25 protein-coding genes and 3 pseudogenes are annotated in these 20,654 nt (G+C 63.5%); 8 read left to right on the top strand and 20 right to left on the bottom strand.

Going from position 1 to position 20,654, the window contains the following annotated elements:
- Positions 1-6 precede the first annotated feature (6 nt).
- The 6 genes from ACX80V_RS08295 to ACX80V_RS08320 form a co-directional block, all read right to left on the bottom strand.
- Complete coding sequence (locus ACX80V_RS08295) at positions 7-1,413, bottom strand: MBL fold metallo-hydrolase (RefSeq protein WP_485842746.1); 1,407 nt, start codon at positions 1,411-1,413, stop codon at positions 7-9.
- Between the two features lie 109 nt (positions 1,414-1,522).
- Positions 1,523-1,885, bottom strand: coding sequence for a thioredoxin (gene trxA, locus ACX80V_RS08300; RefSeq protein ID WP_485842747.1), 363 nt, complete (start codon positions 1,883-1,885; stop codon positions 1,523-1,525).
- 64 nt (positions 1,886-1,949) lie between these two features.
- Positions 1,950-2,246, bottom strand: coding sequence for a rhodanese-like domain-containing protein (locus ACX80V_RS08305; RefSeq protein ID WP_485842748.1), 297 nt, complete (start codon positions 2,244-2,246; stop codon positions 1,950-1,952).
- Positions 2,247-2,279: 33 nt separating this feature from the next.
- Positions 2,280-2,621, bottom strand: a complete 342-nt coding sequence (locus tag ACX80V_RS08310) for a rhodanese-like domain-containing protein (RefSeq protein WP_485842749.1) — start codon at positions 2,619-2,621, stop codon at positions 2,280-2,282.
- Positions 2,622-2,656: 35 nt separating this feature from the next.
- Complete coding sequence (locus ACX80V_RS08315) at positions 2,657-3,415, bottom strand: sulfite exporter TauE/SafE family protein (RefSeq protein WP_485842750.1); 759 nt, start codon at positions 3,413-3,415, stop codon at positions 2,657-2,659.
- Positions 3,412-4,029, bottom strand: a complete 618-nt coding sequence (locus tag ACX80V_RS08320; RefSeq protein ID WP_485842751.1) for a rhodanese-like domain-containing protein — start codon at positions 4,027-4,029, stop codon at positions 3,412-3,414. The genes ACX80V_RS08315 and ACX80V_RS08320 overlap by 4 nt, the downstream gene beginning before the upstream one ends.
- A gap of 123 nt (positions 4,030-4,152) precedes the next feature.
- On the opposite strand from ACX80V_RS08320, the gene ACX80V_RS08325 reads away from it, so the two are divergent.
- Positions 4,153-4,410, top strand: a complete 258-nt coding sequence (locus tag ACX80V_RS08325; RefSeq protein ID WP_485842752.1) for a metal-sensitive transcriptional regulator — start codon at positions 4,153-4,155, stop codon at positions 4,408-4,410.
- A 908-nt stretch (positions 4,411-5,318) separates the two neighbouring features.
- On the opposite strand, the gene ACX80V_RS08330 is transcribed toward ACX80V_RS08325, so the two are convergent.
- A complete protein-coding gene (locus ACX80V_RS08330; protein ID WP_485842753.1) occupies positions 5,319-6,356 on the bottom strand; it encodes a cation diffusion facilitator family transporter in 1,038 nt (345 codons plus the stop codon).
- On the bottom strand, positions 6,353-6,718 hold the full coding sequence (locus ACX80V_RS08335) for an ArsR/SmtB family transcription factor (protein WP_485842754.1): 366 nt from the start codon (positions 6,716-6,718) through the stop codon (positions 6,353-6,355). The genes ACX80V_RS08330 and ACX80V_RS08335 overlap by 4 nt, the downstream gene beginning before the upstream one ends.
- A gap of 137 nt (positions 6,719-6,855) precedes the next feature.
- Between ACX80V_RS08335 and ACX80V_RS08340 the strand changes: the two genes are divergently transcribed.
- A complete protein-coding gene (locus ACX80V_RS08340; protein WP_485842755.1) occupies positions 6,856-7,269 on the top strand; it encodes a DUF7793 family protein in 414 nt (137 codons plus the stop codon).
- Positions 7,270-7,289: 20 nt separating this feature from the next.
- On the opposite strand, the pseudogene ACX80V_RS08345 reads toward ACX80V_RS08340, so the two are convergent.
- Positions 7,290-7,397 (bottom strand): annotated as a pseudogene (locus tag ACX80V_RS08345) (2-oxo acid dehydrogenase subunit E2); the annotation flags it as partial.
- Positions 7,398-8,000: 603 nt separating this feature from the next.
- On the opposite strand from ACX80V_RS08345, the gene ACX80V_RS08350 reads away from it, so the two are divergent.
- The 3 genes and pseudogenes from ACX80V_RS08350 to ACX80V_RS08360 form a co-directional block, all read left to right on the top strand.
- Positions 8,001-8,564 carry a hypothetical protein gene (locus ACX80V_RS08350; protein ID WP_485842756.1) on the top strand — a complete coding sequence of 188 codons (564 nt, stop codon included), beginning with the start codon at positions 8,001-8,003 and terminating at the stop codon, positions 8,562-8,564.
- A 57-nt stretch (positions 8,565-8,621) separates the two neighbouring features.
- Positions 8,622-9,059 carry a nuclear transport factor 2 family protein gene (locus ACX80V_RS08355; RefSeq protein WP_485842757.1) on the top strand — a complete coding sequence of 146 codons (438 nt, stop codon included), beginning with the start codon at positions 8,622-8,624 and terminating at the stop codon, positions 9,057-9,059.
- A gap of 116 nt (positions 9,060-9,175) precedes the next feature.
- Positions 9,176-9,331 (top strand): annotated as a pseudogene (locus ACX80V_RS08360) (IS4 family transposase); the annotation flags it as partial.
- Between the two features lie 33 nt (positions 9,332-9,364).
- On the opposite strand, the pseudogene ACX80V_RS08365 reads toward ACX80V_RS08360, so the two are convergent.
- A pseudogene (locus ACX80V_RS08365) lies at positions 9,365-9,610 on the bottom strand (helix-turn-helix domain-containing protein); the annotation flags it as partial.
- Here ACX80V_RS08365 and ACX80V_RS08370 point away from each other — a divergent pair.
- The gene (locus ACX80V_RS08370; protein ID WP_485842924.1) at positions 9,502-9,864 is read left to right on the top strand and encodes a hypothetical protein; all 363 of its coding nucleotides are present in this window, start codon (positions 9,502-9,504) and stop codon (positions 9,862-9,864) included. The pseudogene ACX80V_RS08365 and the gene ACX80V_RS08370 overlap by 109 nt on opposite strands.
- Positions 9,865-9,878: 14 nt before the next feature.
- Here ACX80V_RS08370 and ACX80V_RS08375 read toward each other — a convergent pair whose 3' ends face one another.
- The 3 genes from ACX80V_RS08375 to ACX80V_RS08385 are packed head-to-tail and all read right to left on the bottom strand — an operon-like array spanning position 9,879 to position 13,656.
- Positions 9,879-11,327, bottom strand: a complete 1,449-nt coding sequence (locus tag ACX80V_RS08375) for a dihydrolipoamide acetyltransferase family protein (RefSeq protein WP_485842758.1) — start codon at positions 11,325-11,327, stop codon at positions 9,879-9,881.
- Positions 11,328-11,329: 2 nt separating this feature from the next.
- Entirely contained in the window at positions 11,330-12,442 is a 1,113-nt protein-coding gene (locus tag ACX80V_RS08380) for an alpha-ketoacid dehydrogenase subunit beta (protein WP_485842759.1), read from the bottom strand.
- Positions 12,439-13,656: a thiamine pyrophosphate-dependent dehydrogenase E1 component subunit alpha gene (locus ACX80V_RS08385; protein WP_485842760.1), complete on the bottom strand. Its 1,218-nt coding sequence runs from the start codon at positions 13,654-13,656 to the stop codon at positions 12,439-12,441. The genes ACX80V_RS08380 and ACX80V_RS08385 overlap by 4 nt, the downstream gene beginning before the upstream one ends.
- Positions 13,657-13,815: 159 nt before the next feature.
- Here ACX80V_RS08385 and ACX80V_RS08390 point away from each other — a divergent pair, with 159 nt between their 5' ends.
- A complete protein-coding gene (locus ACX80V_RS08390; protein WP_141141390.1) occupies positions 13,816-14,280 on the top strand; it encodes an Lrp/AsnC family transcriptional regulator in 465 nt (154 codons plus the stop codon).
- Positions 14,281-14,323: 43 nt separating this feature from the next.
- Here ACX80V_RS08390 and ACX80V_RS08395 read toward each other — a convergent pair whose 3' ends face one another.
- The 7 genes from ACX80V_RS08395 to ACX80V_RS08425 form a co-directional block, all read right to left on the bottom strand.
- Entirely contained in the window at positions 14,324-15,121 is a 798-nt protein-coding gene (locus ACX80V_RS08395) for an SGNH/GDSL hydrolase family protein (RefSeq protein WP_485842761.1), read from the bottom strand.
- Between the two features lie 69 nt (positions 15,122-15,190).
- A complete protein-coding gene (locus tag ACX80V_RS08400; protein ID WP_485842762.1) occupies positions 15,191-16,375 on the bottom strand; it encodes an acyltransferase family protein in 1,185 nt (394 codons plus the stop codon).
- Between the two features lie 143 nt (positions 16,376-16,518).
- Positions 16,519-16,701 (bottom strand): hypothetical protein, encoded by a 183-nt coding sequence (locus ACX80V_RS08405; protein WP_485842763.1) that lies wholly within the window; start codon positions 16,699-16,701, stop codon positions 16,519-16,521.
- Positions 16,702-16,717: 16 nt separating this feature from the next.
- Positions 16,718-17,350 (bottom strand): hypothetical protein, encoded by a 633-nt coding sequence (locus ACX80V_RS08410; protein ID WP_485842764.1) that lies wholly within the window; start codon positions 17,348-17,350, stop codon positions 16,718-16,720.
- Positions 17,347-18,123 (bottom strand): WXG100 family type VII secretion target, encoded by a 777-nt coding sequence (locus ACX80V_RS08415; protein WP_485842765.1) that lies wholly within the window; start codon positions 18,121-18,123, stop codon positions 17,347-17,349. The genes ACX80V_RS08410 and ACX80V_RS08415 overlap by 4 nt, the downstream gene beginning before the upstream one ends.
- A 508-nt stretch (positions 18,124-18,631) precedes the next feature.
- Positions 18,632-19,072 (bottom strand): acyltransferase family protein, encoded by a 441-nt coding sequence (locus ACX80V_RS08420; RefSeq protein ID WP_485842766.1) that lies wholly within the window; start codon positions 19,070-19,072, stop codon positions 18,632-18,634.
- Between the two features lie 5 nt (positions 19,073-19,077).
- On the bottom strand, positions 19,078-19,863 hold the full coding sequence (locus tag ACX80V_RS08425) for an acyltransferase family protein (RefSeq protein WP_485842767.1): 786 nt from the start codon (positions 19,861-19,863) through the stop codon (positions 19,078-19,080).
- 195 nt (positions 19,864-20,058) lie between these two features.
- Here ACX80V_RS08425 and ACX80V_RS08430 point away from each other — a divergent pair, with 195 nt between their 5' ends.
- Positions 20,059-20,508, top strand: coding sequence for a hypothetical protein (locus ACX80V_RS08430; protein ID WP_485842768.1), 450 nt, complete (start codon positions 20,059-20,061; stop codon positions 20,506-20,508).
- Positions 20,509-20,654 lie beyond the last annotated feature (146 nt).

The following is a 20,654-nucleotide window of genomic DNA, read 5'->3' on the forward strand; positions in this document are numbered from 1 at the left end:
GTGGTTCTAGGCCCTGGCTGACTGACGGGAGTTCTGCCAGACGTCCCAGGCGGCGTAGCTGCCGTCGAGCTCGACGACGTCGTACCCGGCGCGGCGCAGGGCGCTGGCGGCTACGGAGTTCCGGACGCCGGACTGGCAGTAGGTCGCGATGGTTCCTTCGGCTGGAAGCTGGTCCAGGTGCCACATGACCCGACCGCCGCTGAGCTGGTGGGATCCGGGGATGTTCCCGGCGGTGTGCTCGGTGCGGTTGCGGACGTCCAGCACCATGGCCGCATCGAAGCTGCCCAGTTCTTCGGGCCGGATCAGGCGCGGGGTGCTGACGGGGAGTCCCTCGATGGTGGTGACGTAGCCGGCGACGTTGTCGATGCCGACCCGGACCAGGTGGTCCCACATCTCCTGCGCGGCTTCCTGGCCGGGGGCAAGGAGTACCAGGGGGTTCTTGTCGGTTTCCGGGTTCACTACCCAGGAGCCGTAGCTGGCCACGGACTTGCCGGCGGGAACGTTCAGTGAGCGAGTGACGGTGCCTTCGTGGACTTCGCTGTTGGGGCGGGTGTCGATGAAGGTGACGGTGTCCTCGGCGAGGTCCTTCGCGACGTCGGCCAGGTCGAGCTCCTGCAGCGGGGCGCGTTCGCCCATGATGGCCGGGCCTTCACGGTTTTCGCGCTTCATCCGTCCGAAATAGGCGTGGGCGTCGGGCTGGCCCTCGAGGAGTTCGTCGATGAAGCCCTGCTCGTCGTTGGCGGCCAGGTACGGGCCCCACCAGGCGTAGAGGCGCTCGTAGCCGACGGTGGAGGAGGGGATGGCGCCGAGGGCCTTGCCGCAGGCGCTGCCCGCGCCGTGGGCAGGGTGGACCTGGACGTAGTCCGGCAGGGTGAGGAACTTGTCCCGCAGGCTGGCGAACAGCTGTTTGGCGCCCTCGAAGCGGGTGTCGATGCCGCCGGCTGCTTCGTCGAGCAGGTCCGGACGGCCCAGGTCACCGGAGAAGACGAAGTCGCCGGAGAGCAGGTAGCCGGGCTGGTCGCTGAATGCGCCGTCGGTCACTAGGAACGACAGGTGCTCGGGGGTGTGCCCGGGGGTGTGGAGGGCCTGGATGCTGATGTTGCCGATGGTGATGGTGTCGCCGTCGTAGAGGCGTTCGCCGTCGAATTCGTACTGCCAGTCCGGGCCGCCTTCGCCGGAGACGTAGATTTTCGCGCCTGTGGCGGCCGCGAGTTCGCGGGTGCCGGAGAGGTAGTCGGCGTGGATGTGGGTTTCGGTCGCGGCGACGATCTTCATGCCGTTCTTCTTGGCCAGATCCTGGTAGACCGCGATGTCCCGGCGGCCGTCAACGACCACTGCGGTTCCGTTGGCCTGGCAGCCGATCAGGTAGCTGGCCTGGGCGAGGTCTTCATCGTAAATGCGCTCGATAAGCATTGGTTCTCTCCTTCATGAGGGGAAGTTTCGTGTCTGTTCCTGCATCAATTCTAATACCCCTGGGGGTATCCAGCAATGCTGGGTGTGCCAGCTGTCTTTCGTTGGGACGTTAGGGGTGGTGCTGCGCTGAGTCTGCCCGGAGCTTGTCCATGTCCAGGTTCTTTACGCCCAGAATGACTTCGTCGAGTCCGGTGGCGTTGAGCGCTCCGGGCTGGGAGAAGACCAAGGTTTTGTCCTTGAAAGCCATCAGGGTAGGGATGGAGGTGATGTTGGCCGCCGCGGCAAGGGCCTGTTCGGCCTCGGTGTCGACCTTGGCGAAGGTGATGTCCGGGTGCCGTTCGGCGGCGGCACCGTAGGTGGGGGCGAACATGCGGCAGGGGCCGCACCAGGCTGCCCAAAAGTCAACGAAGACGATGTCGTTGTTCTCCAGGGTTTCGGCGAAGTTCTGCTCGGTGATATCGATGGCTTCCATGACGAAGTTCGTGTCCTTCCGGATGGTGTCTTGGCGAGTTGGATGCTGATCTTCAGCAGGAGGGTCAGGTGGTGGGGAGGCCTGCGCGGGTCCAGGCGATCATGCCGCCGGCCATGGTGTCGGCGGTGAAGCCGGCGCCGTTGAGTGCGTCTGCGACGCGGGCGGACCGGTTGCCGCTGCGGCAGACGGCGATGACGGGGACTGTGGGGTCCAGCTCGGACAGTCGTGCCTGCAGCTGCCCCATGGGGATGTGCAGTGCTCCCGGGATCATGCCTTCGGCGACTTCAAAGTCCTCGCGGACATCGAGGATCCGGTCAGTGGATCGGCGCTGGTCGGCTTCGTTGACGGTGATTTCAGTCATCGGTTTCTCCTTCGGATAGTTGGGCTGTTGTCCTTAGCGGACGGGTTCCCCGGCCTGGCGCCAGGCGACCATGCCGCCGCGCAGGGAATATGCCTCGTAGCCCTTTTCCGCAAGCAGGCGGGCGGCGGAAGCGGATCGGACCCCGGACTGGCACATGGCGATCACGGGCCGGGTCTTCTGGATTCCGGTCGTGCTGGTCTGGAGCCTGTCCAGCGGGACATGCTTGGCCTGCGGGGCCCGTCCGGAGCGCCATTCCTGGACGGTACGAACGTCGATCAGAGCCGCGCCTGAGGCCAGGAGTTCCTTGGCCTCAGCGACCGTGATGGTTTTGTAGGGCTTGCTGAATGCCTTCTTCAGGGAGCTGATGAGGCCCATGGTGTTCTCCTTTGTTTCGGAACGAGGGGTGGATTTCAGGCGGTAACGGTGCCCGCAGTGACCCAGGCTGCGACGGCAAAGATGAGCACGGCGAACGAGATGCGGATGTGCTTGTCGTTAAGGTGGCGGGCAAGGCGGGCAGCAACGAGGGATCCGAGGATCGCGGGGACCGCGAAGGACAGGACGCTGGGCCAGTCGATGGTAAATCCCGCGGCGTGGGCGCCGAAGCCCGCAGCCGAATTGATCACGATGATGGCCAGGGATGAACCCACGGCTTGTTTCATGCGCAGGCCCAGGAACATCGTGAGGGCCGGGGTGATCAGGAAACCTCCACCCACTCCCAGCAGCCCGGTGAGGAACCCTACGAGGATCCCGACCCCCACGGCCTTGGGGGCGCAGGAGCGGAAGGCGCGGTTGGGGCCTGTGCTGCAGGAGCCTTCCGTTTCCATACTGCGCATGAGCATCCGGATCCCGGCGATCACCATGATGACGGCGAAGGCGAGCATCAGGATGTTTGGATCCAGCAGCCGGCCTACTGCAGTCCCGCCCCACGCGGCGGGGATGCCCGCGGCGCCGACAATCAGGACCACGGGCCAGTTGATGCCTTCGCGCAGCCGAGGGATCAGCGCTGCCAGGGAGGAGGTGCCCACCACCAGAAGTGAGGTGGGGATGGCCTCCGCCGGGCTCATGCCCACGCCGTAGACCAGGGCCGGGACGGCGATGATCGAGCCGCCGCCACCGACAACACCGAGAACGATTCCGACGAAGAGCCCCAGTGACAGGGCCGCGATCATGCTGCGGGGGTCTGCTTGGCTTCGGCCACCGGAAGCTGCAGGATGGCGCTTTCGCGGGTGGGTTCCTTGGCGGCTTTGTTCCACGGCATTGCCGAGATGGCCTGGCCCATGGCACAGGTGTTGGTGGCCGCGGAGAAGGTCAGGCCTGCCCCGATGACGCCGGCAAGCGTCCGGATCTTAGGGGAAACGAACTTGCCGCCGGCCAGGCCCAGAACCACCAGGGACCCGGCGGCGAGGCGGACCTGCCGCTCCAGGTCCCAACGGTCCTTGCCCTTGACCACGTCGCCACCACCCGCTGCGAAGCCGGGGACGCCGCCGGTCAGGACGTAGGCCGTATCGATGCCGGAACCGGCGAGGCGCTGACGCGCCTGCTCGGCGCGGGCTCCGGACTGACAGACGAGGACGACGCGGCTGCCCAGGCGGGCGGCCAGTTCGTTGGTGTGTTCGGACAGCAACGGCAGCGGGACGTTATAGGAGCCCCGGATGTGCATCGACTCGAACTCAGCGGCGGAGCGCACGTCGATGACCACAAGGTCCTGATGCTCGGCAATCCAGCTACGCAAGGTCTCCGGCGCTAGGGCGGTAATGGCGGCAGAGGGGGAAAAGGAAGTCATGGGGGCCTCTCGAAAGGGGTCGTTGGCGGATACCCCACCGAGTATTACAGATACCCCCTGGGGTATGCAAGACACCCCAGGGGGTATATAGTTGATGGCGACGCCCACGCTTTTGGAGACTTCATGAAACTCGATTCGACTGAACTGACCCCGGTGGTCAACCGCCTCAAGCGCGCCCAGGGCCAGCTCGCAGCTGTCACCCGCATGCTGGAGGAAGGCCGCGACTGCAAAGAGATCGTCACGCAGCTGGCTGCGGTTTCGAAGGCCCTGGACAGGGCCGGCTTCGCCATCATCGCGAGCGGCCTTGAGCAGTGCATCGTCCGCGAAGACACCACCATGGACAAAAAAGAGCTGGAAAAGCTCTTCCTCTCCCTCGCCTGAAAAGCAGGGACCCCAAGACCCCGTGCCGGGGGAGTTTCCCCCAAGCTGCCCCGGCGCGGCCCCCAACCTGCAGCCGAGCCGGAACTGGGCGCTGCTTCCATGCAATGTGATGATGCCGATGCCCGACTGCGCAAAGCCCTCGCCGGGCTCAGCGATGCAAAAGACATCTCCAACTGACCAAAGTGTAGGCACGTGCAAAGTGCAGAGAAGTCTGTGCCCGGGGTGAGTCTGGCCAGATAAGCCAGGTGATGGGGTGCGGGCCTTCGTATTCGCCGTCGGCGAGCATGTTGATCACGCCGAAGGACAGTACGGATCCCATGGGGCCGAGCCTGTTTCCCAGGGTCTTCTCTGTCGGTCAGACCATGACCTGCTTCCCGTGGGTGTGGGTTTCGAACATTTAGAGGTCTGTCAGGCCGATTCCTTCGTCATCGAGGCATGGGGAGCGCTTGCCGGCGGGGACGCCAGTCGAGCGAAGGCAGGTACATTGCGGCCCTTTCACGGCCGGCAGGAACAGCCAGACGAAACGCTGCATTTTGTTGTAGAGCCCGAAGTCCAGGACCGCCCCGTCCAGCTTAGGAGCGAGATCGTGGCTAACGCTGACTTCCAGAACCGATCCCCTGGCCGCAGGGCTATTTTGGTCTGGCCCTACGGGCCGCAGTTCGCATCGGAGAGGCTTGCGGGGCAGGGTCCGTGAGAAGTACAGGCCTTGCTTCCGGCATCCGCCGGGGCCGGTGTAGCAGTGAAGCGCCCCGCCGAATACTCCTATCATTTCCACGGCGGCATCGGTGAGGAAGAACCGGCCGTGGCCCGGGAGCTCGGCGATGGTCAGGGCAGATTCCGGGCTTTCGTTCCCTGCGCCCGTTACAGAAGTCAGAGGGGCAGGCGCTTGCGCCCCACGGGTACGGCGATCAGCGGGCAACGACGAGCACCGTTCCGACGTTGCGGATACTGGTCCGCACGGCGTTCTCGACCGAACGGTTGACGTCGGCGAGCTCCGCCATGCTCCACCGCGGGTCGGCCGGGGTGGTGACTTCAACGTGGAGCCGGTGGCCGCTCCAGCGGAGGCGGACGGTTGAAGCCGGGGGCGCCACGGGCGCAATCGCGGCCTCGGTACGTTCCAGCAGGGCCGGATCGACGCCGTCCAGGAGCCTTCGCCCGATGTCCCGGGCAGTGCCCCACAGCAGGACGAAGATGGTGAGCGAGATCAGGATGCCGATGATCGGGTCTGCCAAGGGGAAGCCGAGCCAGACACCGATCACACCCGCGACGACCGCCAGGGAGGTGAATCCGTCGGTCCGGGCATGGACACCATCCGCGACCAGCGCCGCGGAGCCGATCTCGTTGCCGACCCTGATCCGGTAGATCGCCACAATCTCGTTGCCGGCGAAGCCGATCAGGCCCGCGGCCAGGACCCAGCCGAGGTTGTTCAAGGGCTGTGGCTGGAAGATGCGGATGACTGATTCAACCGCTGCCACGATGGCCGACAAGGCAACCATCGCGACGATGAACAAGCCCGCCAGGTCTTCACTGCGCCCAAAACCGTAGTTGTAGGTCCGCGTCGCCGCGCGGCGGCTCAGGACAAACGCCACCCACAGGGGCACTGCGGTCAGGGCATCTGAGAAGTTGTGAATCGTATCGGCCAGCAGGGCCACCGAGCCGCTGAACAGAAACACCACCAGCTGCAAGAACGAGGTCACGGCCAGAACGGCCAAGGAAATCTTCAATGCCCGAATGCCCTTGACCGAAGACTCCATGGCCTCGTCCACGGAATCGGCGGCATCATGGGTGTGCGGGACGAACAGGCCACGGAGAAACCCTCTCAGCCCCCCAGGATGCTCGTGCCCATGATCGTGATGATGCCCGTGCCTGTAGTCATGATCATGGTCGTGATTGTCGGTCAGTCCGTCAGCGCCGTGGCTGTCGATGCCGTCACCTGTGCGTTTCATGCCGCGCCGCTTTCCGTCTGCGTGTGGTGGTGGCGGGGCGTGCCGCCCAGGGAATGTTCGGCCTGGAAGATGGCATCGGCCACCAACTGACGGGCGTGCTCATTTTCCAGCCGGTAATACACACGGGTGCCTTCGTGGCGCGTGGAAACCATTCGGGCCATCCGCATCTTCGCTAAGTGCTGGGACACGGCGGGCTGGGGCTTACCCACCGTCTCTGCAAGGTCGTTGACGGACATCTCACCGTCACGCATAGCCAGGATCAGCCGGACGCGGGTCGCGTCCGCGAGCATGGCGAACACCTCCACCGCCAACTCAACGTAGCCGCTGTCGACATTTAGTCCACAAGAATTATCTGCATTCATGCGAATATTATGACATAGCGATAATGTTTTGGTCCGCCAGCTTCGATGGCGGCAGCCCGAAGGTCGCAAGACGCCTTAGCCGCTGCCGGCCTTTCCCCACCAAGTACAGGCACGGGGTCGCGTTGGTGCCGACTATCATGGGGTCCAGAACCAATACGGAAGGCCATCGAGTGCGGCGAACTCCACTAGAAGGAGGAAAAGGCTCTGTCGAGCTCCGAGGCGACGGTATCGTCCATCTAATCTGGACGCCCCACGCCAAAATCGACGTAGCCGACGCCAGGGCAGCGATGGCGATGGTCAACGAGGTCTGCAACGGCGTCGATCATCCCATGCTGGTCGATATGGCTGCTACGGAAACTGTCAGCCGCGAAGCGCGCGCCGTATGGTCCATCCCGTGCGCGGCTTCACGGATCGCCCTACTCGGTTCCAGCCCGGTAGACCGAGTCATTGCTAACTTTTTCCTTGGCATCAACGCGCCCCATGCCCCCACGAAGTTCTTCACTTACAGGAGCGAAGCAATGAGCTGGCTGCTGGGAGGCACTGCCCATTGATACAACTGAGGGTAGGGCCGTTCGCGTACGACGGCGGTGAGCCGGTGGATCTCCGCGTCCAGTTCGCGGGCACTGAGTTTGTCCGAGTTGCGTATCGAGGGGACCATCAGTCCGCGGTCCGTCTGGGCCAAATCGTCGCGCCAAGCTCTATGAGGTGGGCCTGCCCGGGGAGTCAGGAACCACGTGAGCCGCTACCAATTGGACGACGCTGGCGGAGATTGCTGATCCTAAGCTGCCTCTCCGTGGGGACCTGACCGATTACAGCAAATGGATCTCTGGGAGAGACCGTTCGCCGATGACTTCCACGAATTCAAGTCAAGAGATCGAGGAAGGGGTCAGCGGAGTCTTGTAGTCGAAGAAATCGACCGGTTCACTTCTCGCCTAAGCAAGGAGGGCAGAAGGCGCCGCTGTCAGGTTATGGTTACGACGCGCCCCAACGCCTCCGGCATGCCTGATGCACCGCATATTCCAAGAGCGGACAGCGTACGACCACGTGGCACAGTTGGCTGATAACCTTCGCTGTACTTTCACTCATAGGTTCTGCTTGCCCGCCGAATGCGGCTGGAGGACAATGGCCGACAAACCTGTCCTTCGAGCGAGTGGTCAAAATGATCCTTCAGACAGCACGATTCAGCCGGATTACAACGGCAACAGGACTCTTCGCCGGTGCAGCCGGCATGCTCACTGGAATGGCCCTCACGCCGTGGGAGCCCGAAGACAGCGCCGCAAGTATGATTCAGACCGTTAGCGCCAATCCGGTTCAAGGCGAGGTTGCCCCGCTTTTCCTTCATTACGGCATGGTCTTCCTGTCAATCTCAGTGCTGGGACTGCTGACGATGGTTCGCCACCGGGCAGTCATGTGGGGGCGTGCGGCCGGACTGCTGGCGTTTGTTGGCCTCGTCAACGTGAGCGGACTGTTCCTTGTTGACTGGTTCGCTATCGCCCTCGGCCAATCCGGGCTGTCCATTGGAGATGCCGTCGGAATCCTGGAGAGGTCGGCGACGCCGATTCTTATGGCCGCATGGCAGATTCCGGGGCTCATCGGTGTCTACTTCGGACTTCCGCTGTTCCTCCTGGCGCTTTGGCGTAACGACTTCGTCCCGTGGTGGCCGGCAGTGGCTGTAGTGGCATTCATCATCGCGTCCGTGATCCTGCCGTCTACGCTGGCATTCAGCGTCCTCAGCGCAGTGCCTTATGCCGCCGCACTATCGTATGTGGGTTGGAAAACGCTCTCGATGGACGACGGTGCGTGGGCCGAAAGGGAGCAACCATCGCCGGCAGCACCCAAGTCCTAGCCTGCTGTCTTCGGTCTAGCGGAAGCATTAAGAAGAAGGACTATAAAGGATGGGCCTATGAGTGAAGTCGTAGATAGGTTGGCGGCAGCCCTGAACGTCCACGATCTCGAAGCGGCAGCGGCACTTTTTCACGAGAACTACCGGAGCGAGCAGCCCGCCCACCCCGGCCGAGCCTTTGTTGGACGTGCTCAAATGCATGCCAACTGGCAAGCGATGTTCGCGGGCATTCCCGATTTCCGCGCAGAATTGATCCGTTCGGTGGATGACGGCGACATGACCTGGAGCGAGTGGTCCTGGTCTGGAAATCGCGTTGACGGCGAGAATTTCCAGGTCCGCGGAGTGACGCTCTTTGAGATTAGGAACGGCCAAATCACTGGCGGCAGGCTCTACTTGGAGGATGTCGAGCGTGCAGACGTAAGTATCGAGGAGGCCGTAGAAAGTTTGTCGGGACGCCGACCGGATCGCGACCAGCGGCCGGCGAAGTTGGACGGCTGACCTTCGAGCTCCCTGGAGGCTCCGCGGATCATGAAGCCTGCGTCGGCGCCGACCGACCCGCTCTTCTTCGCACCCTTGGCACCAATGGTCCGCGGCCCCCTTGCTTGTTCACAACGGTCCTGCAGGAAATCTACGGATACCTCTGCGTGTACTACGCGATCCGATCCCTCATCGGCGGCGTCGCCCAACACTTCGAGGAAGGCCCCCTCCGGTTCTCCTTCACACGCACCCGCCGGGCAGCACGGCGTTCCCTCGCCGCGCGCCCGGCTTTTTCCCTGTCCGTCCTGTCCGTCCAGGGTGTCCAGGGGCAGCCGCAGCAGCTCCGAGAGAAGCCGCAGGCGCTTGCTCACGGTGTTGCGGTGGATATAGAGGTCTCGGGATGTGTCGGACGGCTGCGCGTTATGTTCCAGGTAGGTTCTCAGGTCTGCAGGAGCGCGCTGTTGTGGTTGCGGTCGTATGCGACCACTGGAGCCAGCAGCTTGTGGGCGGGCGCACGGGCGCCGCCGCCGGCAAGCTTGAGGCCGGCGACATCGTTCCCGTGGGTCAGGCACAGGCAACCGCCACCGAGGGGCAGGGCGTCTTCGTCACCGCCTGGGTTGCCATCGCGCTGGTCTACATCGCACTGAACTGGAAGAAGCCTCACCTCGTCCCGGACATCCGGCCGGCAAAGTTGAAGGCCGTCAGCCCTGGGGCCATTGCCTGGGTGTACTACGGCGCCTACAAGCTCTCCCCGCCGCAGTTCATTGACGCCTCGCAGACCCTCGATGCTAAAGAAGAGGAATTGGATCCAGCCATCACTGATTAGCCACCCGCGCGATCTCAGATGTCAGCCAGCACCGATGCCGGGTTCTCAATCGCGTCAGCTACGAACCGCAGGAATCCGGCTGCTGTGCCGCCGTCGCACACGCGGTGATCGAACGTGAGCGTCAGTTCGGTGACCTTGCGGACCGCGAGTTCCCCGTCCACCACCCACGGCTTGTCAATGATGCGCCCGACACCCAGGATCGCCACCTCGGGGTGGTTGATGATGGCTGCGGAACCGTCCACCCCGAAAACGCCGTAGTTGTTCAGGGTGAAAGTGCCGCTGCCCAGTTGCTCCGGCGTCGCCTTGCCCTCGCGTACGACGGCGGTGAGCCGGCGGATCTCCACGTCCAGTTCGCGGGCACTGAGTTTGTCCGCGTTGCGGATCGAGGGGACCATCAGCCCGCGGTCCGTCTGGGCCGCGAAGCCCAGGTTGATGCCGGCAAAGCCAACGATCTCCTGGGCGCCGTCGGCAGCAGTTTCGATGCGGGTGTTCAGGTCCGGGAATCGTTTTAACCCGGCCGTGACAAAACGTGCGATGAACGCGAGGAGCCCCGGCGTATTGTGCGGATCAGACTTCTTGAGGCCAGCCCGGAGTTCCACCAGAGCCGTGGCATCCACGTCCACCCAGACGGTGGCCTCGGGGATCTCCGCACGGCTGCGGGACATGTTCGCGGCCACGGCCTTCCGGACACCTTTGACGGGTGTCCGGGAGGAAATTCCCAGCCCTGTGCGCGCGTCCACGCCGCCGGTGGTTGAGCCTGTCGAAACCTCCGGTGATCGAGCCTGTCGAGATTCCGGGCGTTCGGTGGTTGAGCCTGTCGAAACCTCAACCGCCGGATGGATGACCGCTTCAACGTCCCGGCGCATAATCAGCCCGCTGTCACCGGAGCCGTGAATGTCGCCAAGGTCCACGCCGTGTTCCCTGGCCATCCGCCGGACGAGCGGTGAAATGACGGCACCCAGTTTCCCGGGGACCCTAGTCCGGAGCAGCAGCAGGTCATCCGCCGCCTTCTGGGCGTCAGGCTCAATCACCGGCTTGTCGTTGGTTGAGCTTGTCGAAACCACTGTTCGGGGAGCTCTGGTTCGCCGGGCAGCGCCACCGCCGCCGGGCGTTCCATACCCGATCAGCACATTTCCGGACCCGGCCTTCTCCTCTTCGCGGTAGGCATCCGCTGCACCGGTTTCCGCAGGCTTGGTTTCGACAGGCTCAACCACCGAGCCCACCGGAAGCACGGAAATCAGCGGCTTGCCCACGTCCAGCGTCTGGCCGGGCTCGCCGTGGAGCACCGTCACGGTGCCGGCGTACGGCGACGGGACTTCCACCATGGACTTGGCCGTCTCCACTTCGGCGATGGGCTGGTCCACGCGGATCTCGTCCCCCACGGACACGAGCCAGTTGACCAGTTCGGCTTCGGTCAGGCCTTCGCCGAGGTCGGGCAGCAGGAATACTTTCGGTTCACTCATGGTCAGTTCTCCCACTGGAGGTCGTCGACGGCGTCGAGGATGCGGTCCACGCCGGGCAGGTAGTAGTGCTCGAGCTTCGGTGCGGGGTACGGGACGTCGAATCCCGTCACACGGCGGATGGGAGCGGCGAGGTAGTGGAAGCAGCGTTCCTGGACCCGCGCCACGATCTCGGAGGACACGGACGCAAATCCATGCGCCTCGGCGATCACCACAGCCCGGCCGGTCTTACGGACGGAGGCACACACAGTCTCATCGTCGAAGGGAACAATGGAGCGGACGTCGATGACTTCCAGCGAGCGCCCCTCCTCCGCCGCAGCAGCAGCTGCCGCCAGCGCCGTAGGCACGGACGGTCCGTAGGCAATGAGAGTTGCGTCGGTCCCGGCACGGGCGACGGCGGCACGCCCTTCCGAGGACCTGCCCGCCTCGACGTTAAGTGAGTGCTGTGCCCGCAGGTCCCCAAGGTCCACCAGGTCCTTGGACCAGTAGAGCTTCTTGGGTTCCATAAACATGACGGGGTCGTCCGAATCGATGGCTTCGCGGAGCATCCGGTACGAGTCGGCCACGGTGGCGGGCGTGAACACCTTCAGGCCCGCGGTGTGGGCGTAGTAGGACTCGGAGGAGTCGCAATGGTGCTCCACTCCCCCGATCCCGCCGGCGTAGGGAACCCGGATCACCATGGGCAGCTTCACCAAGCCCCGCGTGCGGTTGTGCATCTTGGCCACGTGGCTGACGATCTGCTGGAACGCCGGATACGCGAAGGCATCGAACTGCATCTCCACCACCGGCCGCATCCCGTTCATGGCCATCCCCACGGCCATGCCGACAATGCCGGACTCGGCCAGCGGGGTATCGAAGCAGCGCTGCTCCCCGAAGGTCTTGGTGAGGCCGTCCGTGATGCGGAAGACCCCGCCCAGGAGGCCCACGTCCTCGCCGAAGACCAGGACGGACGGATCGGCGTGCATCGCATCAGCCAAAGCAGTATTGAGAGCTTTGGCCATGGTGACAGCCTGCGGTCCGGAAGCTTCAGCCACAGAAGCGGCGGACGCGGCAGCCCGGGCCGTTGCTGCGCTGACGTTGCCGTTCGCCTCGGACGATGTGGTGATGGTCGGACTCATTTCGGCGACTCCTCTGACGACACTTCACGGGCAAGTTCGTCGGCCAGCATGGCGGACTGTTCCTTCAGCTGTGGTGTGGGCACCGAGAACACGTGTCGGAAGAGTTCCTGGGGGTCCACCGGAACATCCTCACCCAGCCCCTCACGAAGTTGAGTGGCAACGTCCTCAGCGTGAGCAGCGATCCGCGCGGCGCCGTCGTCGTCCAGCAGTCCGCGCCCGGTGAGGTACGTCTTCATCCGGCTGATGGGATCCTTGGCCAGCCACTCGGCCACCTCGCTGTCCTGGCGGTAGCGGGTGGCGTCGTCGGCGTTGGTGTGTGCCTGCATCCGGTACGTGTGTGCCTCCACCAGGAGCGGCCCGGAGCCTTCGCGTGCCAGCTTCACGGCCCGGTCCAGCACGGCGAGGAGGGCAACCACGTCGTTGCCGTCCACGCGTTCGCCGGCCATGCCATAGCCCACTGCCTTATGGGCGAGCGACGGCGCCACGGACTGGTGCGCCAGCGGAACCGAGATGGCGTACTTGTTGTTCTGGACGAAGAAGACAACGGGCAGGTGGAAGACAGCGGCGAAGTTCAGGGCCTCATGGAAGTCACCCTCGCTGGTGGCGCCGTCCCCGCACATCGCCAGGACAACGGTGTCCTCGCCGCGGAGCTTTGCCGCGTGCGCAACACCCACGCCGTGCAGCAGCTGGGTGGTGAGCGGCGTGCACTGGATGCCCACCTTGTGCCTGGCCGGATCGTAGCCGCTGTGCCAGTCACCCCGGAAGATGGTCATGGTCTCCACGGGATCAACTCCCCGGGCCATGACCGCCACGGCATCCCGGTAGGTGGGGAACAGCCAGTCGCCGTCGGAGAGGCAGAGCGCGGCTGCCACCTGGCAGGCTTCCTGGCCGTGGCTGGACGGATACACCGCCATGCGGCCCTGGCGGACGAGCGCCGAGTTCTGGTCGTTGACGCGGCGTCCGACGACGAGCTGCTCGTAAGCGGCCAGCAGTTCCTCATCGGCGGGCAGGGGATACTCGTGGCCGGGTTCCGTGCCCTGCTCACTTTCTGCCATGAGCCGTCCCTCCGGGTCCACCATCTGGATCTGGTGGCGGGCGGGCAGCATGTAGTCCTCCACCGTGATGCCGAACTTCCGCACCGCTTCGGATACTGCATCTTCAGCCGGCAAGCGCTGGGCCTGGTCCGGCGCAGGGTGGTCCGCGGAGATCGTCATTGGTCCGTCCTTCTGTAGCCACTAGTCGGTTCCAGTATGGCCCTCGAGGAAGTTTCGTATCCAGTAGTTCGCCAAATCGTGGAAGGTTCCGCCGGATGGACCTACTCTGGAAGACGAATTGAAATGTGATCTGGACAACGAGCGGGAGCGGTGGACGAATTGGCACGACTTGAAGGAGAGTCCGGGGAGGTGCCGCTAGACGACGTCGACCGCCGGATCATCGCCGAACTCACCCGGGACGGGAGGATGTCCGTGACGCAGGTGGCCGAGAACGTCCACATCTCCCGGGCCCACGCGTACACCCGCATTGCCAGGCTGACCGGCGAAGGGGTGCTGACCAAATTCACGGCCCTGGTGGACCCCATCAAGGCCGGGCTGAAGTCCTCCGCCTACGTGACTTTGAAGGTGAGCCAGCATTCGTGGCGGGAACTGCGCGAGCAGCTGCGCGCGATCCCGGAGGTCCATCACATCGCCCTTGTGGGAGGCGATTTTGATGTGATCCTGCTCGTGCGCGCCATCGACAACACCGACCTGCGGCGCGTGATTTTCGACCAGTTGCAGGCCATGCCGGGCGTCCAGGACACGCAGACTTTTCTGGTGTTTGAGGATGTTGATACGCGTTAGTAGATGGTGTCCAAGAGGCATCGCCGCGTCCGCAGGAGGCGGCTCACTGAGTCAGCGTGGCCCAGGACTCCAGGAACTTCTCGGCAAGATGCGCGTGGCCGGCGGTGTTCGGGTGCGCGCCGTCAAAGTCGAATCCAGGGCTGTTGGCGCCCGTGAACCAGCCGGCCTCGTAGGCGTCGATGAACGGAGCACCGGCGGCTGCGGCCCCGGCGCGGACGGCGCTGTTCGCACCTTGCAGTTCCTCCGCTAACGGCTGGGGGGCCGAGGGCCCAAGAACAATTACCTGGACGCCGGGCCACAACCTGCGGGCCGCCTCGATGGTCTGCGCCGTGGCGGTTTGGATTTCATCAGGGCTGGTGACCAGGGCGTCGTTCTGGCCGCCCTGCAGTATGAGGACGTTGGGGACGAAGCGCGGATCCTCAGCGGCTTCCCGCAACCGGACTTCGTACTCACGGGCCTGGTTGCCCTGCGGACCACCGCCCCACGCGAAGCCGGTTCCGCCCTCACCGTCGATGTTGGTGGGGAATCCGAGTGCGTTGGCAACAACGTACGCCCACCCCTGGCCTGGCTGGTCCGCGCCCTCACCGGCAGTGTACGAATCGCCAAGAATCAGGAGGACGGGCTGGGCGGGAAGCTGGATTTTCAGCTGTTGGGCCGTTGCGGTGGGTGTGGGTGCCGGGGTTGCCGTAGCAGTCGGCGTGGCCACCGGAGAGCTTGCCGTCACAGGGCTGACGGCTTCGCCCGGGCCGCGCGGATTCGTCAGGGCGATTCCTGCTACCCCGAAGGCAACGACGGCCAGCAGAAAGAGTGCACCGTACTTGAGCCAGTCCTGCTTGGTCATGTTGGGTCCCCACCGTTTCTCGTCACCCGGCACATCATACCGGCGTCGGCGCGGAGAAACTCAGTTCGTTCAGGTACGGCCGGCCAGCTCCAGCTCCCGAGCGGGCTCCGGTACTGGCTCCGGGGCGGGACGGACGACGGCGGGTTCCAGCCTTCTGGAAGCCCAGCGGCGGATGGGTGTTTCCACAAATCGGAACGATCCGTAAGCCATCAGCACGGTCAGGGCTGCCGTCAGCGGTACGCGGACGGCCAGTGACGGGACCAGCGGAATCAGCAGGATAAAGACCGGCAAGTGCCAAAGGTACATTCCATAGGACAGGTCCCGGCCCGGGCGGGAAAGCCAGCGGTGGCCCAGGATCCTTGAGACGAGGCCTTCTGGCAGCAGGACAAGCCACCCGATGGCCAGCCCGGCCAGTATTGCCAAGGCAGTTGGACCGGCGGTCCAGAAGATATCAAACCAGGCACCGGATTCGGTGGGCTCTTTGAGCATGAAAACGGCCAGCACCAGGGCGAGCCCCGCTAACGGACCGAACCGGCGCACACCGGCCTGCAGCGAGCCGTGGAGCCGGGAACCCGGGCTGATGGACGACAACACCAGAGCCACCGCGCACCCCAGCAGCAACTCGTCAGCCCGTGTATCCGGTCCGTTGTAAATCCGGGCCAGCGATGCCCCGCCGGAGACCAGGAAGAAGCGTGAAACCAGGAACGCCGCCGCCAGGACGGCCGTGATCCAGGCGACGGTGCGGACCTTCCAGAACCGCAGCATCACCAGTAGGAGCACTGGCCAGATCAGGTAGAACTGCTCCTCGACGGCAAGCGTCCAGGTGGGGCTCAGCGCGTTGCCGCCGGTCGAGGAACCGAAGGCTCCGAAGTTGGACAGGTTCATCACGTAGCCGGCCGCCGGTATGGCATCGGCTGCCTGGCCGCCCCACCCCGACGACGGAAAGACCAGGCCGACCACTACGACGACGGCGCAAAGAACCAGCAACGCCGGCCAGAGCCGGGCGAGCCGTTTGGCGTAGAAGACTCCAACGCGCAGCCGGCCCGTGGAGCGGTACTCCTTCATGATCAGAAGAGTGATGACAAAGCCACTGAGCGTGAAGAAAACATCCACGCCAATGGATCCACCGGGGGCAAACCCGGTTAACGTGTGGAAGAGGAAAACGCCGGCCACCGCGACGGTGCGCAGGCCATCGAGTGAGTGCTGCCGCCCGGACACCAGTCCGGATGCGGGCGCCACCGGGCGTTCTTTCATGTTCGGGATTCCGCTACTTGACCAAAAATTCACCCATCGAGCATATATAACGTTTCTGTAACCCCGCTGAGTGTCCGCTGGATGAAACCTTGCCTCGACGCGGTGGCAACCCCGCAGACCGCCGTCGTGGGACTGCTCGATTCTTAGAGGTGCTTGGAGGTCACGTACGAAACACAGTCGTCTTGGTTCCTGAATCCGTAGGTCAGGTATCCGCCCTTTTCACAGTCCTTCTTGGACGTCGGGGACTGCGCCGGCGGAGCAGGGTTAGGTGCTTCGGTGGTGTCCTGGGCGGACTGGCAGCCGGGATCAGCCGGGTTTAGAGTCACGCAATACGACAATTTCCTAAACTGGGATTTGGGTCTGGTTCAGGAGACGAATGATCCAACCTATGTCCCACTGTTCTGCGTCTCGGGCGCCCACCACGGGACCACCAGCCTTCGGAGCAACACCATGGCTTAGGCGACCGGGCCGGACAACAGATATCGGAAGATCCGGAGCGACCGGAGCGCCGACGTAAACTACCAGGTCCGAAGGATCATCGTCGCCATGAGGTGACCGAAAGACCGATTCCGCGAATATCTGCAGGAGCTGGATCGCACGAGACTTGCTCAGGCCGAGCAGCTCTCGCTGGCCTGTCGCGCGAACAACTTCGACAATGCAGTCCTCACCATCCGGATACAGGTAGATTGCTCCCCCGGCAATTTCGGCAACGTCTTCAGCCGTGCCGACAAATGCGGACACCCCAGGCGAGGAAAACACCGGCCTGAGGCCTCGGATCAACCGCGAGTCGATCGCGATGCGACCGCTGTCCACGTCGGCGAGTCCGCGGGAAATGAGGGAGCGGGTACCGTCCAACACGAATTCCTGGAGAAGTTCCTGGTTTCCGTAATCCAGGCCAATTACCGCGGCGGGCCAGATTTTCCCGGAGTGCGCAGCGAGCGCAACAACCTCGGGGCCGCTCAGTTCAAGTCTCATCGGCTAAACAACCCTAATTTTGCGGGCCAAACATCCATAACGAGATTTGGGAGGAAATTCATTTCTGCTTCTACTACAGCATCTAAGGCATCCCACGGGTTTTGGGTAGCGTAGTCCACTACTTGAAGTCTTGCTTCCTCGGACCAATCGGCCTTGCTGGCTTCGTTGACCACATCAGTCCACACGGAAATGTTCGCGCCGACAAGGTAACCGACGGGACCGAAGTTCTTTATCGTGTCGCCGGCGGTCTTGGTGAGGACACTGGCCGCATCGCCCCACTCGCCGTGGCTGACCGCATCGACCAGATCGGCGGCGTCCACCACATATCCGGCCTTCTCAAGGAAACCACCGCCTATGATTTTCCCGACCATTACCGCCTCATCGGAAATGGTGAGGCCGCCAAGCTTTAGCTGCCTCAAATCGTGGTACATCTCTATCACGGCCCGCTCATCAATCACGCCACCTTGGCTATCGCCGGGCGCACCGGAAGCGGTCATCGACGTCTGGCTACCACCAGGAACAGAACCATGTGAGGATGCGCCGTTGGCTGCGCTGGCTTGTTGCTGTTCCTCGGCATTCCGGGCCAGCGCTGATGCTCCTTCATTGAGAGCTTCTGCGGAACGCATCACCGCGAGCCTGTCGCGTTCGTTCCAGTTGGAGCGGAAGCGTTCGGCGTCAGGCCCCCGCCAAGCATCCGTGGCGTTGATGTAATGGTCCAAAGTTCTGATGACATTCAGCAAGTTGGAACCAGACGTTTCGAAATTCTTCGCCAAGGACCGAAGCTGTTCTACGTCTGCCCCATACATTCCAGCAACCAAAACAATCCTCCTAAATTCGATTCAGGCCTCATTTGTTGTCCGGCCACTATGCGAGAGGACAACAAATGAAAAGAGACACAATTAGCGGCAGGCGCTTCCTACTCCATGGCGTTCTGTTGAGCTTCTTGTGAAGCACTATCACGTAGCTGCATCGTAGTATGCAGATCTACCTAAGACCCACCGCCTCGGCAACAATTTATCCGCATCTGTCACAAATCTTGAGGGGGAGATCTACCCTGCCCGCGCTTAGTCCTGCAAAGCGAAAAAGAGTGGCGCCGTGGAGTTCGGGCAGGCCTTAAGACGCCGCGGGTGGCGCAGCAGAAAGGCAGTGTTTACCCTCCTGAAACTTTGTTCTGCGTACTATTTGCCTATGGGGACAAAACAGCACACGACCTTCTGCGCGCTCTGCGCCAAGGCAACCAACCACGTGACGGTGTATCAAAAGACCGACGACGGCGGCCAGTTAATTGCGACTGTGTGGTGCGCTGAGCACTCGGGTGAAGCCGCCTGAGCTAACTCCGGCGGGCTCCGTGACGGGACGAACGACGTCGGGCGCCAGCCTTCGGGAGGCCCAGCGCCGGATGGGCCGCTCCACAAATCGGAATGACCCGTACGCCAACAGCACGGTCAGGGCCGCTGTCAGGGGCACACGGACTGCCAGTGATGGAACAAGGGGAATCAGCAGGATATAGACCGGCAGGTGCCAGAGGTACATTCCATAGGAGAGGTCCCGGCCCTGGCGGGAAAGCCTGCGGTAGCCGAGGGTCCTGGAGATGAGGCCGTCGGTCAAAAGGACAAGCCAGCCGATGACCAGCCCGGCCAGCAGTGCCAAGGCAGTGGGGCCCACGGTCCAGAAGATATCAAACCAGGCCCCGGGCGTGGTCGGCTCTTTGAGCGTGAACACGGCGATCACCAAGGCGAGCCCAGCGAACGGACCGCCCCGCCGGACTCCGGCCTGCAGCGAGACATGGAGCCTAGAGCCCGGGCTGATGGACGACAACACCAGAGCCACGGCGCACCCAGCAGCAACTCGTCAGCCCGTGCATCCGGCCCGTTGTAAATCCGGGCCAGCGATGCCCCTCCGGAGACCAGGAAGAACCGTGAAACCAGGAACCCAGCCGCCAGGACGGCCGTGATCCAGGCGACGGTGCGGACCTTCCAGAACCGCAGCATCAACAGAAGGAGCACCGGCCAGACCAGGTAGAACTGCTCCTCGACCGCGAGCGTCCAGGTGGGGCTCAGCGCGCCGCCGCCGGTCGAGGAACCGAAGGCTCCGAAGTTGGACAGGTTCATCAGGTAGCCAGCCGCCGGGATGGCATCGGCTGCCTGGCCGCCCCACCCCGACGACGGAAAGATCAGGCCGACCATAACGACGACGGCGCAAAGAACCAGCAGCGCCGGCCAGAGCCGGGCGAGCCGTTTGGCGTAGAAGACTCCAACGCGCAGCCGGCCCGTGGAGCGGTACTCCTTCATGATCAGAAGAGTGATGACAAAGCCGCTGAGCGTGAAGAAAACGTCCACGCCAATGGATCCACCGGGGGCGAACCCCGTGACGGTGTGGAACAGAAAAACGCCGGCCACCGCGATGGTGCGCAGGCCATCGAGTGAGTGCTGCCCCCCGGACAGCAGTCCGGATTCGGGCGCCAACGGGCGTTCCATCATGGTCAGGTGTCGCGTACTTGGCCGAAAATTCACCTATCAAGCATGGATAAGGTTCGATAAGCCCGGCTGACTGCCGGCTGGACGCCAGTTGGACGCGGCGGGATCAACCCTCTACCAAGACAGCCGTGGGCCGCTGGTTGCGACCGACCGGTATCCAGAGCAGGCATCTGCCTTCACCCAGGCGCCGCCGAAGCAGGGAGATGCCCGTCCGGGGCTGGCTGGGGCTGGGTGGCCGGCGGCGCGGGCGTGGTGGCGGTCATCGCCGTTGCAGGTGACGGCGTTCAACGGCCTCGCGGGCGGCAGCAAAGAGCCCGACGCCATTCCCTCCTCCAGCGTCAGCAAATCCGCGGCGCCGGAAGCGACAGCCTCGGCGGCGCCCATTGCCAGTCCTGGTCCAAGAAAACAGTCAAGGAGGGTATGACCAACTACACGAACTCCACAACATACGTCCTTCTGCGCGAGGGCAACAAGGACATCCAACTGCAGGAAGCACTGCTCCGCTTCAAGAAGGACAAAGACGTGGACGTCACCTACCGGATAACCGTGCGCACCACCAACGGCAACATCGGACTCATAGAACTGACTTTGGCATGCCCCGGCAGCCGTGCAACGACGGTAACCAACGGAGGACGTCGCCGGCAATTGCGAGCGGCCCGGTGTGCTGAACACACGGAATGACCCATTTAGCCGTCAAGCGCAGCATGGAAGCAGTCTTCCGCTTTACGACCTACAGTCCGCAATCCCCCGTGCTGACCCCAGACTATGGCCTGCGTGCGGGGAAACCTATAAACTCCCGTCGCGGTCCGCCGACGGTCGATCAACGC

This window comes from Pseudarthrobacter arbutini, from assembly GCF_054510915.1.